Source organism: Thalassobacter sp. 16PALIMAR09, assembly GCF_000765485.1.
GTDB classification, from domain to species: Bacteria; Pseudomonadota; Alphaproteobacteria; order Rhodobacterales; family Rhodobacteraceae; genus Thalassobacter; species Thalassobacter stenotrophicus.
In genome coordinates, this window is record NZ_JHAK01000008.1 from 18,866 (window position 1) to 32,772 (window position 13,907).

13 protein-coding genes are annotated in these 13,907 nt (G+C 56.9%); 9 read left to right on the plus strand and 4 right to left on the minus strand.

The window, feature by feature from the left end; translation table 11 throughout:
- Positions 1 to 49 precede the first annotated feature (49 nt).
- The 4 genes from PM04_RS14225 to PM04_RS14240 all read left to right on the plus strand — a co-directional run bounded on the left by PM04_RS14225 (position 50) and on the right by PM04_RS14240 (position 4,211).
- The gene (locus PM04_RS14225) at positions 50 to 2,107 is read left to right on the plus strand and encodes a dynamin family protein (RefSeq protein ID WP_161785710.1); all 2,058 of its coding nucleotides are present in this window, start codon (positions 50 to 52) and stop codon (positions 2,105 to 2,107) included.
- Positions 2,104 to 2,934: a dynamin family protein gene (locus PM04_RS14230; RefSeq protein WP_038008084.1), complete on the plus strand. Its 831-nt coding sequence runs from the start codon at positions 2,104 to 2,106 to the stop codon at positions 2,932 to 2,934. Before PM04_RS14225 ends, PM04_RS14230 begins: the two co-directional genes overlap by 4 nt.
- A gap of 201 nt (positions 2,935 to 3,135) precedes the next feature.
- Positions 3,136 to 3,405, plus strand: a complete 270-nt coding sequence (locus tag PM04_RS14235; protein ID WP_152594046.1) for a hypothetical protein — start codon at positions 3,136 to 3,138, stop codon at positions 3,403 to 3,405.
- Positions 3,402 to 4,211, plus strand: coding sequence for a hypothetical protein (locus tag PM04_RS14240; protein WP_152594047.1), 810 nt, complete (start codon positions 3,402 to 3,404; stop codon positions 4,209 to 4,211). The genes PM04_RS14235 and PM04_RS14240 overlap by 4 nt, the downstream gene beginning before the upstream one ends.
- A gap of 92 nt (positions 4,212 to 4,303) precedes the next feature.
- Here PM04_RS14240 and PM04_RS14245 read toward each other — a convergent pair whose 3' ends face one another.
- Entirely contained in the window at positions 4,304 to 6,739 is a 2,436-nt protein-coding gene (locus tag PM04_RS14245; protein ID WP_038008092.1) for an FAD-dependent oxidoreductase, read from the minus strand.
- Between the two features lie 193 nt (positions 6,740 to 6,932).
- On the opposite strand from PM04_RS14245, the gene PM04_RS14250 reads away from it, so the two are divergent.
- Both PM04_RS14250 and PM04_RS14255 read left to right on the plus strand, forming a co-directional pair.
- Positions 6,933 to 7,430 carry a (2Fe-2S)-binding protein gene (locus tag PM04_RS14250; RefSeq protein ID WP_038008093.1) on the plus strand — a complete coding sequence of 166 codons (498 nt, stop codon included), beginning with the start codon at positions 6,933 to 6,935 and terminating at the stop codon, positions 7,428 to 7,430.
- Between the two features lie 28 nt (positions 7,431 to 7,458).
- Positions 7,459 to 8,256: a xanthine dehydrogenase family protein subunit M gene (locus tag PM04_RS14255; protein ID WP_038008094.1), complete on the plus strand. Its 798-nt coding sequence runs from the start codon at positions 7,459 to 7,461 to the stop codon at positions 8,254 to 8,256.
- Between the two features lie 59 nt (positions 8,257 to 8,315).
- Here PM04_RS14255 and PM04_RS14260 read toward each other — a convergent pair whose 3' ends face one another.
- The gene (locus PM04_RS14260; protein ID WP_038008095.1) at positions 8,316 to 8,786 is read right to left on the minus strand and encodes a Dps family protein; all 471 of its coding nucleotides are present in this window, start codon (positions 8,784 to 8,786) and stop codon (positions 8,316 to 8,318) included.
- Positions 8,787 to 9,055: 269 nt separating this feature from the next.
- Here PM04_RS14260 and PM04_RS18015 point away from each other — a divergent pair, with 269 nt between their 5' ends.
- Together PM04_RS18015 and PM04_RS14265 are read left to right on the plus strand one after the other, a co-directional pair.
- Positions 9,056 to 9,220 carry a hypothetical protein gene (locus PM04_RS18015; protein ID WP_161785711.1) on the plus strand — a complete coding sequence of 55 codons (165 nt, stop codon included), beginning with the start codon at positions 9,056 to 9,058 and terminating at the stop codon, positions 9,218 to 9,220.
- A 28-nt stretch (positions 9,221 to 9,248) separates the two neighbouring features.
- Positions 9,249 to 10,091 (plus strand): isoprenylcysteine carboxylmethyltransferase family protein, encoded by an 843-nt coding sequence (locus PM04_RS14265; RefSeq protein ID WP_234702884.1) that lies wholly within the window; start codon positions 9,249 to 9,251, stop codon positions 10,089 to 10,091.
- A gap of 6 nt (positions 10,092 to 10,097) precedes the next feature.
- Here the strand turns inward: PM04_RS14265 and ggt are convergent, their stop codons facing one another.
- Positions 10,098 to 11,891 (minus strand): gamma-glutamyltransferase, encoded by a 1,794-nt coding sequence (gene ggt / locus PM04_RS14270; RefSeq protein ID WP_038008098.1) that lies wholly within the window; start codon positions 11,889 to 11,891, stop codon positions 10,098 to 10,100.
- On the opposite strand from ggt, the gene PM04_RS14275 reads away from it, so the two are divergent.
- Positions 11,890 to 12,915 (plus strand): endonuclease/exonuclease/phosphatase family protein, encoded by a 1,026-nt coding sequence (locus tag PM04_RS14275; protein WP_369793319.1) that lies wholly within the window; start codon positions 11,890 to 11,892, stop codon positions 12,913 to 12,915. The genes ggt and PM04_RS14275 overlap by 2 nt on opposite strands.
- On the opposite strand, the gene PM04_RS14280 is transcribed toward PM04_RS14275, so the two are convergent.
- A complete protein-coding gene (locus PM04_RS14280; RefSeq protein WP_038008099.1) occupies positions 12,912 to 13,904 on the minus strand; it encodes an aldo/keto reductase in 993 nt (330 codons plus the stop codon). The two genes, PM04_RS14275 and PM04_RS14280, sit on opposite strands and share 4 nt — an antisense overlap.
- Positions 13,905 to 13,907 lie beyond the last annotated feature (3 nt).

Here is a 13,907-nt window from a genome sequence, read left to right on the forward strand (position 1 = left end):
TACACGGAGTATTAACCCCCGTACTCTACTGGCTGGTTCTGATATGAACATGGCTCCTCCCATACCGTCCGCGGGCCCTGATGATGGCCTGAGTGCATCGGATCGGCTTTTGAAATCCGCCGTCGCGGGGCTGGACGCGTTTGCGCTGGCGGTGGAGCCGATAAAAGCCGCCGTGCTTACCGCCAAAAACCTTGGGGATGACAGCACCGCCAAGATCGCGGCGCAGCTTGAGGCGAAGATTGAAGCCTTCGAGCCGAGCGTTACGATGATTGGCCAGATTAAGTCGGGCAAAACGTCACTTGTGAACTGCATGATTGGCCGCGCGGACTTGCTGCCAACGGATGTGAACCCGTGGACCTCGGTTGTGACATCACTGCACATGTCACCCAAACCGATTACCGCTAAAACGCGCGCGCAGTTTTGCTTTTTCGAAGAAAATGAGTGGGATCGACTGATCGCAGGCGGTGGCCGCATCGGTGAATTGGCGGACCGCGCCGGCGCGGATGAGGAACTGGCCAAGATCAAAGCGCAGGTTGAACAGATGCGCCAAAAATCAAAGCTGCGCCTTGGTGAGAGGTTTGAACTTTTGCTGGGGCAGCAGCATGACTACGGCTATTTCGATCACGAATTGGTCGAGAGGTACGTCTGCCTTGGTGATGATTTCGATAACAGCGCATCTGAGCAGCAAGGTCGATTTGCGGATATAACGCGATCTGCCGACCTGTTTTTCCACCAGCCTGCGCTGCCAGTTCGGCTATGCATTCGCGACACGCCGGGCGTAAACGACACCTTTATGATGCGTGAGCAGATTACTATTCGCGCGATCCGGGATAGCCGCATCTGCGTCGTGGTATTGTCCGCGCATCAGGCACTGTCTTCAACGGACTTGGCGCTGGTTCGGTTGATATCCAATGTGAAGTCAAACGAAGTCATTATTTTCGTGAACCGCGTCGATGAGTTGTCTGAGCCCAGCACTCAAGTTGGCCAAATCCGCGACAGCATTATCGCAACACTGGCAAAAATAGATGGGCCAAAAGACGCGGAGATTATCTTTGGCAGCGCGATCTGGGCACAAGGTGCGATGATGGGGTCTTTTTCTCGCGTACCCGAGGCAAGCAAGGCTGCGCTAATGCAACTCGTGAATGCGAGCGAGGACGCGACCCTACAACATCAAACAACACGCTGTGTGTTGTGGGAATTGTCGGGCATGCCCGCGCTTTATGCAGCTATTGCTAACCGAATTATGCATGGTGAGGGGCAGGGCCTAGTGAGGCACATTGGGGCGCGTGCCCGGAACCTACTGGCCGGGGTGCAACAGGCAGATAACCTTAAGGCCAAAGCGCAAATCGGCGAAGTTCCGGTCCAAATCAGCGCGTCAGAGATCAGCACAGCAGTTGCCGTAATCAAAGAGAGTTCAAACACGACATTGATGGCTGAACTTGATGAGGCGCAATCGGCTTTTTCAACCCGTTTGGATCGTGTGCACGATAGCTTTTTGGCGCGTGCTACGGATGCTTTGTTGTCTCATCTAGAGCAGTTCGGTGACGACGAAGTGTGGGAATATGATCCGGCCGGTCTGCGCCTTTTGCTTCGATCCTCGTACCAAGCTTATGGAAAAACGGTACAATCAGCTTTTGATCGTTGTGTACGTCAGGCAGCGGAGGAGATCGGCTCACTCTATCAAAATGCGTTGAACCTTCCGGCTGAGTTGTTTGATATCAAAGTCCCGCCGCCCTTGCCTGTGCCGCCACCGGTAACTTTGGGTCAGACAATCGCGCTGGATTTGAAGGGCACCTGGTGGCGCAACTGGTGGTATAAGCGGCGAGGATATCAGTCATTTGCTACAGATTTTCGAAAGCTGATCCACGCCGAAACCATTGGAGTAATCCAAGATCTGAAATCGCAGCATGGGGATGCGCTGCGTGAACAGGCGGTTCAGGAGGCGGAGCGATTTGTCTACGAGCAAGCAGAAATCCTACTGAATACTCTTTCCGCACCTCTACTGGCCGAGGATGGAGTGGACGCGTTGTTTGATCGCCAGACCTTGATTGCCCGCGATGCCGAGGTACAGCAAGCGATCCGAAGCCTAGAGGCGATTGAGGCATGAGCCAAACAGCCGCGTGTGACAAGAAACCCTGCATCGCTCTCATGGGCGAATTCAGTGCGGGCAAAAGTACGCTGGCCAATTTGTTGATTGGCAGCCAGCCTTTGCCGGTTCAGGTCGTCGCGAGCCATGTACCACCTGTGATGATTTCTTTTGGTTCAGAGGATCCCGTTCGCGTGGATATTGATGGCGAAGAGCATCCGATTGATTTGTCACACATTTCTGCCGCTCCGCTCAAAGACACGGCCTATATTCAGATTTATTCTGAGGCGGATGTGCTCGAAAGCTGTGATCTGTTGGATATGCCGGGGATTTCTGACCCCAATATGTCGCCACAAGTCTGGCAAAGGATGATTGCACGGGCTGATGGTGTGCTTTGGTGTAGCCACGCAACGCAGGCATGGCGCCAGAGTGAGGCTGCAGTTTGGAGCAGTTTACCGGATACGTTGCATTCAAACAGCCTTCTTCTGCTCACCCGGATTGATAAAATCACGAATGAGAAAGACCGCGAGAAGATTATCCGGCGGGTTCGCATGGAGGTCGGTGATCAGTTTCGTGCGTGCCTTCCAATTTCACTGTTGCAAGCCGCGAATGAGCAGAATGACTATGCCGCTTGGTTGCGGACTGGGGCCGGCGATTTTGCGCGGTATTTCAAGCAAATTTTGGATGATCTGAGGCCTAATTCTGATTTACGTTCCTCCGAACGATCCGGTGCTGAGACCGCAACGTGTGTTGCTGCAGAGACTAGATCTGAGGAAATCGCGCAGCGCATTGTGCCGCGCCGTATCGGCAGAGTGCGCGCAGTGACGCCGCGACCCAAATCCGATTGAAGAGCGGTTGCGTTTACCTTTTTGCAATCCCTCATGGCGTATCGTGCCTGCTTTACATTTTAGGGCGAGAGGCTTGTTGTCGGCATGGACGTCGCAAAACGAATGCAGTCACTTCGGGATCAGTTTCCTGAATGCACGTTGATGGCATTCGCCGACCTAGAGGCGGGAATGGTCCTCTCTGTGAGCGCGGATACGTCTCGCATGCAGGAAGAGATTAGCAGTCTGTGTTCTACCGCAAAGGCCGTTCTTGACCACCAAGCAAACGGCCCCATAGAGGCTCTTATTTCCAACGGTTCTGATGCCGGGGTTTTCGAAGCGGTACTGATTGAGCCTGAAGAAGTGGGTGTTTTTCTTAAATCGACGATCAAGCAAAGTGATGTGTTTTGCTGCGTATGTACGGGTCGCATTTCCCTTCAGCGTTTTTTGCCTGCAGTGCGCGCTGCGCTTGATGCATTGGAGATGCCGAAATGAAGAGCGGCTTAGAATGCTCTGATATTTCGGTGCTGGTGTCTCGGCTACAGGCCTTATCGCGTCCTCAATCCGCAATCGTTTCCAGTGGACCCATTTTGGGTACGGATGATCCGAGAGAGAACTTGATCGCTAAAATAGCAGAGACCCAACTGCCGAGGCGACTTATCTTCACAAATGACCGATCAGAGGCAATTTCATTTTTTGTAAACAGAGGGCGCTTGTTGGGCGTCGAGTACACCGCTTGTTCAGGCGAAAATCGTTTCTACAAGCCTGCTCAAACTGAGGCTCCCCATCAAGCTGTTCGTGCAGAGCCTGTCGCCGAGGCATTGGAGCGTTTTTTGGACAGCACCGCTCGCATAACGGTTCGTTCGCAGCGCTTTGACCTTAGCACATTTCAAAACAATGAAGAGCGTGCCCCCCCTGCGTTGCACGAAACATCGGGTGATATAGGCGAAAGTGATGCCATCCAACCATCGCCTCTTGCCGCTTTCTCCGATCAATTTCGCACGCATGTAGAGGCATTGGTGGTCTGGAAGGGTGGAGATTTTCACGTGCTCTGGGGTGATCCTAGTTTGTTGAATTCGCTCAAGTCTTTGGCAGTTGAAGAGGGGGCTAGCCACGATGAGCAAGCTTGCATCGGATTAGAAGATGCGCCTAAGCCGGCGTGCGCAATCTACAGTGGGCATCCTGCTGGCGGCCGATCCGTTTTCTGTGCAACTCAGTCGGGCGCAATTCTTTTGGCTTTGTGCAAATACGAAAAAACGACCGAGTTGATTGCACTTTGGAAAAGTTATTTGGCGGAATAGCGGGGGTTCTTTTGCTTTAACCAAATGAATTGTACGCCCCTTGCCCGAGAAATCCTCTAGCCACCAAGAATGCCAAACGCAATCAACGGCTTCTACCCACGCATACGTTTGTGTTCTGGGCCAAAAGCACCCGGCGCTATGACTTCGGCCTCAATCAGATCTCCGCAAAGATCGAGCGACATCGTGGCACCTACATTGGCAAATTCAGTTTCAACAAACGCGTAGGCCAAGTTTTTCTCGATCCGATACCCCCACGCCCCAGACGTGATCGTACCGACAACGCGACCGGCCTCCATCAGGGATGCGCCAGCGTGTGCGGGCGCGTGATCTGTTTTGACATGCAGCGTTACGAGTTGCTTGCGAGGCGCCTTCGCAAGGCACTCCTTCAAAGCTCCGCGGCCAACAAACGGGCCCTTGTCGATACGTACAAACCGGGTGAGGCCCGTTTCATAGGGATCGAACTCGGTGATGAGGTCGGCTTTCCAGTGCAAAAATCCTTTTTCCATCCGCATAGACTCAACTGCGCGTGCGCCGAATAAACGTAGGTCAAAGTTCTCTCCAGCCGCACGCAGTGCTAGGTAGGCCGCGTACAATGATGCGTTGGGCACGTGGATTTCATAGGCCAATTCGCCGGAAAAACTGACCCGCATAACAGTGGCTGGTACAAAGCCGATTTCACACTCGCGCACCCGCAGGAACGGGAATGCGTCGTTTGACCAATCGCCGCGCGCACAAGCCTGTAGCACGGCGCGGGCATCCGGGCCGGCCAAAACAAGGATCGTCATGTCGTTGGTAAGACTGCGAATTTGAACGTCTTCATCGGAACGCATGTGCGCGCACAGCCAATCCATATCATGGTATTCGCTTGCCGCAGCAGACCCATACCACATGCGTTCAGGCCCACGGTCACTGGCTGGCAGGTTGGCCACAGTGGCCTCTGATTTTACCATACCCTGCTCATTGAGCAGATAGACCAAGCCTACGCGTCCGTCCTGTTTGGGCACGAAGCTGCAACTCATCCGGTCCATGAATGCGTGGCGGTCGACACCGGTAATCTCAAATCGGGTGAAGCCGTTGACCTCACATAGGCCCACCTTGGTGTGGACATGTGCCACTTCGGCGCCGACGGCTTTAAACGTGTTGTCAAACGCAAAGGAATGCCTCGCCACAAAGTCCGGCGTCGGCTTGATGTAGTCCATGCGCTCCCACCCGTTCACAACTGTGAATTCCGCGCCCTCGGCCGCTAATACAGGGGTAAGGGGGGTGGTTTTTGCAGGCCGTCCCGCGGGCCGGTGTTCGTGGGGAAAGTGAAAGCGAAACTCATTTTGATAATCTTCGACAGCCTTGAGCGCGGTTAACTCGACTGTTGCGTGGCCCGTGAACCGGCGCGGATCGATACACCAAGTGTCATAACACGCTTCGCCATGTACGATCTGTTGCGCCAAAAGCCAGCCGTGCCCGCCGCCTTCTCCGAGCCCAGCACGCAGGCCGATGATGCAAAATGCATTCCGCTTGCCGGGGATCGGGCCCACCAAAGGTGCGCCGTCGATGGTGTAGGTGATGGGGCCGTTAACCACCCGCTTTATGCCCACGTCAGCCAAGACAGGCATCCGCTCAAACGCGCCTTCTAGGACGTCCATCACGCGGTCTAGGTCATCTGGGCAGAGGTCGTTGGAAAAGTCGGGGCTGATCCCATCCATCCCCCACGTTTTGCAATCCTGTTCATAGAAACCAACCAGCAATCCGCCTTTTTCCTGGCGCGAATAGTAGTCGGAGATCGGGCACCGCAAGAGCGGCATCCTGTGACCGGCCTCGGCGATGGCGGGGATGTCTTCGGTGACAAAATACTGGTGCTCCATCGACGCCACGGGGTGCCGAACGCCCATCATCGCACCGATTTCGTTTACGCGGTAGCCGCCTGCGTTCACAACGATGTCCGCGGCAATGTCGCCCTTGGTTGTGTGCACGACCCAAGTATCGTCAGACAGTTGCTTAAGGCCGGTCACCGCAGTGTTGCGGTACACCTCAGCACCCGCTTTGCGCGCATGAAACGCGAGGGCCTGGCACAGTTGGGCGGGGTCGATGTCACCGTCTTCCCCATCCCACAAGCCCCCCAGCAGGTTCTCGGTTGAGATCAGCGGATGCCTACGCGCGCATTCCTCGGCATCCAAGATCTCATACTCAACGCCCATGCCGCGCGCCATCGAGGCAAAGTGGCGATAGCCCTGCATGTGGCCTTCGGTATTGGCCAACCGAATGCCGCCGTCGCCATGATGATAACCCACGGGGTATTCCGGATCGTCGCGCAGCTTTTTGTATAACGCGATGGAGTGCGACTTGAGCCCGACCATCGTCTGGTTCATCCCGAAGTTCGTCACCTGCGCGGCAGAGTGCCAAGTCGTTCCGCTTGTCAGCTCGTCTCGCTCAATCAGGACAACGTCGCTCCAACCCTCTTGGGTTAGGTGATACAAGGTTGAGCAGCCAGCGATACCACCACCGATGACGGCGACTTTTGTGCGCGATTTCATGGGGGTCGGCCTCCGACACTCTACGATCTATGCTTCAAGGCATCACGAACGAAGCCCGTTGAAAAGTTGAATCTTGCGGTTTCATTAGGTCCAGATCGTAGTGCGGCCAGTGCGTCGTCACGATCGCGTTGCAATTGAACTTTGAAAGGGTAGGCTTCGGTGGCGAACCGCGCCAAGCCACAGGGAGAAAGCCATGAGTCGCGTCAAACTGACGGTCAACGGACAAACCGTGAGCCGGGAGGTGCCAGACAATACCTTGCTGTCACAGTTCCTGCGCGAAGATTTGCGTCTGACGGGAACGCATGTTGGCTGCGATACCAGTCAATGTGGGGCCTGTTTGGTCCACGTGGATGGGCGGGCGATTAAGGCCTGCACGACGCTTGCGGTGTCGCTGGACGGAGCAGACGTCACGACGATTGAGGGCGTTGCGAACGGGGATGATTTGCATCCAATGCAGACGGCGTTCAACACGCATCACGGGCTGCAATGCGGGTTTTGTACGCCGGGCATGGTGATGGCGGGCATCGACATCGTGACGCGCTATCAGGCCATGGGCCAGCCTCTGACCGAGGCCGCTATTCGCGAAGAGCTAGAGGGCAATTTGTGCCGCTGCACCGGCTACCACAACATCGTCAAAGCCATTGCAGACGCCGCACAGACCATGTCGGGCGCGGCCAAGGCGGCCCAGTAGATGGGTTTGGCTGAGAAAGGATACGTCGATGTATGAGTTGAAATATCACAAAGCGACCTCTGTCGCGGACGCGGTCGCGGTTTTGGGTGATGCGGAAGATGGCAAAGTAATTGCGGGTGGTCAGACGCTTGTGCCCACAATGAAACAACACCTTGCCGCGCCAAGTGACCTGATCGATATCCGTGCCTTGGCTGAGTTGCAGGGCGTTTGCATCAAAGGCGACGCGCTGGTTGTTGGGGCCGCGACGCGCCACGCAGATGTGGCACTACACACGGATGTCCAGACGCATATTCCTGCGCTTGCGACGCTTGCGGGCGGCATTGGCGACCCTGCCGTGCGCGCCATGGGCACGATTGGTGGCTCATTAGCCAACAATGATCCGTCCGCTTGCTATCCGGCGGCGGCACTTGCGTTGAACGCGACGATCATCACAGATCGTCGCGAGGTCGATGCCGATGCGTTCTTTGCCGGTATGTTCGCGACCGATCTGGATGAGGACGAGATTATCACCTCCGTGCGGTTCCCGATCCCTGAAAAGGCGGCCTATGCAAAGTTCCCCAACCCTGCGTCGCGCTACGCGATGGTCGGTGTTTTCGTCGCCGTTTTGGACGGCGATGCGCGTGTGGCTGTCACGGGCGCGGGCGAAGACGGGGTCTTTCGCCACCAAGTGTTAGAGGCCGCACTCGCAGCTCGCTTCACACCAGCTGCTGTTGATGGCGTTGATGTGTCGGAAGAAGAGCTCATGAGTGATTTGCACGGTTCCGCCGCATACAGGGCTCAACTGATCAAGGTGATGGCAAAGCGCGCGGTGATTGCTGCGGGCTAAGCCCGGGGTGCCGTAAAATGGGGCGGGCTGAAACCATCAGCCCGCCCCGTTTCTGTTTATCAACTGATATGCGCGCGCAGCAGCCACGCGAATTTCTCGTGGGTCTGACCGCGTGCGATGCACAAATCTTCGGTCAGTGTGTCACCGTGATCTGCAGCTAGACTGCCGGTTTCCGCAAGGCTTGAGGCGACAGTGTTCTGTGCCTCCATCATCAGGCGGATCATATCTTCGGCAGCTGGAACACCCTCAACTTCAGTCACTTTTGAGCGTTTCAGCATGCCTCCAAGGGTGCCTTCAGCGTGACCGTGCAGGGCCTTGGCCCGCTCCGCGAGGTCATCTTGCGCTACGAAATGGTCTTCGTAGATTTGCTGAAACAGGTCGTGCAGGGGGCCAAAGGCCATGCCGGTCACGTTCCAGTGGAAGTTTTGTGCGAGCATTGTGGTGACAGCCGTTTCTGCCACACATTGGTTCAGGCCATTCACGATCTCTGCTTGCGCGTTTGTCGTAAGTGTCGCCGCTGTCTGCGTCATGATTTTCTCCTGTTTTGGGGTAAATTTGTGCGTTTTTGAATGTGTGTTGGCCGTTCCATGCCTTTGGATATAGGGATGTTATGTGCCATTCCAAGACGTTTTTAGAATTATTCTAAATTGAGTGAAGGCTCGATAAATTCCAAAGCGCATAGCGGTTGTTGCGCACATGCAGCCGTTGGCTGGGGCGAAAAGTCTGTGAAATCTGGCCCCGGGGGCCTACCGTAAGGATATCAAGAATTTCGAGGCATCTGAGGGTAAGGGAGCAAAACATGGAGGTCATTCTCACCATTGCAGTGGCCTTTGTGGTGTTTTTGCTTGTGGCTGTCATTGTAGCCACCAAGGCTGCGCGCCCCCGTCAGGGTGTCCGACTGACGCTGGATCAAAAGACCGGGCAATACGTTTGGGATCAATCAGATGAGGGTGAGCAGCGGTAATAGTTAGGCTGTCTTTGAAATCCCGTCCATGCCGCCTAACTCTGCGTACATGACTGAACCCGAACCCACCCCGATTGTGCGCCTTTTGCGATTGATCTCTGGAGCGCTGCGACCGCCAAGGGGGCTGCGCCGCATCGCCGTTGCGCTCGCATTTGGCGCGGTATGCCACGCGATCTTTGGGCTGGCTGTTGTTGCGATGATCGCTGCGATGTTTTTTGGGATGAGTGAAAGTTTGGGGACCGTGCCCGCGCCCGTGTCGTATTTGGTCAACGCGCTTTTGCTGATCCAATTCCCGCTCGCGCATTCCATTTTGTTGACCACGCGGGGGGGCAAGTGGCTGTTAAGGTTGGCCCCTCGCGAGTATGCATCGACACTCATGACAACCACTTACGCGATTGTTGCGTCCGGCCAATTGCTGCTCCTGTTCGCGCTCTGGACGCCCAGTGGTGTGGTCTGGTGGCGGGCTGAGGGGGGCGTTTTCTGGTTGATGTGCAGCCTCTACACCAGCGCATGGTTGCTGTTGATCAAGGCCAGCTATGATGCCGGCGCCGAGGTGCAATCGGGCGCATTGGGCTGGATGTCTTTGATGGCCAAGATCAAGCCAGTTTTCCCAGACATGCCAACGGGCGGGCTGTTTCGGTTGATCCGTCAGCCAATTTATGTGGCCTTTGCGTTGACGCTGTGGACCGTGCCTGTTTGGACACCGGACCAGCTTGCGGTGGCTATAATCCTTACGACTTATTGCCTCGGCGCGCCCATCCTAAAGGAGCGTCGGTTCACTGCCCGTTATGGGGACCGGTTCGCGGCGTACAAAGCTCGGGTGCCTTACGCCATGCCAGCCTTGCACCGTCGGCCATCCGACGACGCCTGAGGCTGTCTAACGGCCGTACGCAATCCCTTCGCGGCGCGGGTCAGCCCCGCCAGTGATGCCGTTGCCGATGGCAATCATGTGCAGCCCAGATGTCAGGGCGCGAGCATTAACCTCATACCCAAGTTCGGTTAATGGGCCGCCCAGAGCCTCGGCGCTGGTGCCTTCTTCGAGGTCATAAGTACCAAAGCGGTTTACAAGGTGTGGCAAAGCGGTGGCCTGTTGCACATCCATACCCCAATCCAGATGGGCGATGATCGACTTGGCCACGTATCCGATGATCCGAGAGCCTCCCGGACTGCCGATTACCAATACGGGCGCCCGATCCTTTAGAACAATCGTCGGTGCCATTGAGGACCTAGGCCGCTTGCCCGGGGCCAGCGCGTTTGCAATCGGCACCCCATCGCGATGCGTGCGGAATGAGAAATCTGTCAGCTCATTGTTCAAAAGGAAGCCGCGCACAAACAGGCGCGAGCCAAAGCCGTTTTCGATGGTCGTCGTCATCGACAATGCGTTGCCGTATGCGTCTACGATTGAGATGTGTGAGGTTGATGGCAGCTCAAGGCTTTCGTCATCGGCCCAGATCAAACTGGCATGATCAAAGCTGGGTATGCCGGGGACTACTTCTGGCAGCGCATCATCGCGTTCGAGCAACTTGCGCCGCTCTGCCAGATACTCCGGGGCGATCAGGCCGCGCGCGGGGACGGGCACAAAATCGCTATCGGCCATGTAGCGGCCACGGTCTGCAAACGCGAGACGCGAGGCATCGCCGATCAGACGCCATGCCTCGGGCGATGTGGGGCCGAGGGCTGCGAGATCAAAGCCATCAAGCATTCCAAGGATTTGCCCGACGGTCAGCCCACCTGAGGATGGTGGCCCTATGCCGCATACCTCGTGCGCGCGGTATTCGGCACAAACTGCGTTGCGTTCAATCACTTGATAAAGCTCTAGGTCATCGGTGCTTAGCACGCCGGGATTGCCGGGTGCCGTGCGCACTGTCGTGACGATATCCTGTGCGATGGGACCCGAATAGAACGCGTCCGCGCCATGGTCTGCCAACGCGCGCAAGGTGTCCGCGTAGTCGGGGTTCATTAGGGTGTCGCCAGCCGCAAGCCCTACGCCATCCGGGAAGAAATACGCAGCAGTCGGTGCGAAACGTTGCAACCTGTCCGCGTCGCGTTCGACCAAGCCGGCCAGCCGGGGTGAAACGGGAAAGCCATCCTCCGCCAGGGTGATTGCATCGTCAAACAGCCCGGCCCAGTTGGCGCGGCCCCAGCGGCGATGCGCGTCCTCAAGCAGCCTTGGCGTGCCGGGCGTGCCGACGGACAACCCTCCCACGACGGCGTCAAAGAATTTGAGCGGCTCGCCGTTTTCGTTCTGAAACAGCCGTGGAGTGGCCGCCAATGGCGCGGTTTCGCGCGCATCCAACGTGGTGATCGCGCCCGATGCCCCATCATACCAGACCAAAAACGCGCCGCCTCCTAGGCCTGAGGATTGCGGCTCGACCAGACCTAAAACGGCCTGTACCGCGACCATCGCATCCGCGGCGGTTCCACCTGCGGACAAGACGCGCGCACCTGCCTGAACCGCCCAAGGGTTGGCAGCGGCGACCATCCAGTCTTGGGCTGTGACGGGTGCACCCTTGGCTTTGGCATCAAATGCGGGGCGTAGTTCCGGTGAGATGGCTTCGAACGCCAACGGCGCGCTTGCGGGCTCTGGTGCGACGGCGTCGGCCGCCTGCTGCGCGATGACGGGTCCACAAAAGACGGCCCATATTGCGGCACCTAAAACAGTACGTTTCATGAAAACACCTCCGGAGCAAATGACACAGCCAGCTTTGCATGGGCTAAGCGTTGCGCGAAGTCACAATTCATGGCGTGGTGCTGGCTTTCTGAACGTGATGCCCCACGTTTGGTGCATGGTCCGACGTATCCTCAAATCGCTACTCATCTTGACGCTGGGCGTTTTCGTCATCGGCTGCACCCAGATTTTGCGCAATTCTGGCACGCCTGCGTTGCCGCCCGCATCGCCTGAGGCGTTGCGCATGGCGACTTATAATGTGCACTACATCGTTGTGCCCCGCGCTGAGGGACCATGGTCGATGGCCGATTGGGAACGGCGCAAGGGTCCGTTGGATATGGCTTTCAAGGCGCTTGAGGCTGACGTGATCGGCTTTCAAGAGATGGAGAGCTTTGCGGGCAGTGCCATTAGTCTCGACAACCTCGCTTTGGATTGGCTGCTGTCCAACAACCCCAACTACGGGGCCGCAGCCGCAGGGGACCCGCGCGCATTCCCCTCCACCCAGCCCATCCTCTATCGCAGGGATCGCTTGCAAATGCTGGGACAGGGGTGGTTCTTTTTCTCTGAAACGCCGGATGTCCTTTACGCCCGTACGTTCAACGGGTCGTATCCTGCTTTTGCGTCATGGGCCGAGTTCCGGGATATGCGGTCTGATCGGGTGTTTCGTGTGGTGAATGTCCATACGGATTTCAGTAGCCGATCAAATCGCTTGCAATCAGCCGAGTTGATCGCGGAACGGATTAAGCCTTGGATCGAGGCCGGAGAAACCCTGTATGTCATCGGCGATATGAATGCGCGATTGGGTGCGCGCAAGCTGGCGATCATGGAGGACGTGGGCGTCACATTTACACCCGTCAAAGGGGCGACGTTTCACTTCAATCGCGGCCTCAATTTGTTTGGGGCGATTGATCACATTGGGTATGCAGGGCCCGCTCAGCCGCTTGGCGCACCTGTCGTACTGCGCCAAAAGTTCGACGGGGAATGGCCTACAGACCACTACCCCGTCGTTGTTGATTTCGCGCCTTAGCTAAAGCGTTCTGGCCCCTGCCATTGCACGTCAGAGTATCGGTCACCGTGTGCCCAGCCAACAGGCAGTACGGCTTCAATTCGGTCCAAATCCTCAGCCGTGAGCGTAATCTCAGTCCCGCGCAACAGTTCGGCCAGATGGGCGGTGTTTTTCGTGCCGGGGATGGGCAGCACATGCTCGCCGCGCGAGATAACCCAAGCAATCGCAAGCGCCGCCGCGGGAAGCTCCATGTCTGCAGCCAAGCGGCGGAAGCGATCCGTGGCGGTGATATTGGCGCTGTAGTTCGGTTCCATAAAGCGCGGGTTGTTGGCCAAAAACGCATGAGATTGCGCGCGCGCATGGCTGAATGGGGCGTCTGTCAAAAAGCTACGCCCCACTGGCGAGAATGCGACCAAGGTGGTGCCCAATTCTGCGCAAGCTTGGCTCAGCCCCAGTTCGGGTGCGCGCGTCGAAAGCGAGTATTCGGATTGCACTGCCGCGATAGGGCATTCCGTCCACGCCCGGCGCAACGTGCTGGGCGCAATCTCGGAAAATCCAACGGCCCGTGTTTTGCCTGCATCGATCAGCCGCTTAAGCGTGCCTGCCACGTCTTCGGGGCTGTGGGCGGCGTCGTAGCGGTGGATGTAGAACAGATCCACATGGTCAACGCCAAGCCGGGTGAGGCTCTCATCCAAGCAGGCCTCAAGGTAGTCGGGGTCATTGTTGCGCGGGCGTTCATTGCCGCGCGCGATGCCTGCTTTGGTCGCCAACACCATATCGGCTCGTGCACCGGGGCGCTGCTTGAACCAGTTACCGATGATCTCCTCGGAGCGGCCCATACCGTAGACGTTGGAGGTGTCGATATGCGTGGCCCCCGCCGCGCGGCACGCGTCCAACACGGCATGGCTTTCTGCGAAAGTGGCGTCACCATAGATGCCCGCAAACGACATCGCCCCGATGCCAAACTGCGAAACCTGTGGGCCGCTTGCGCCCAATGTAATTGTCTTCATTTC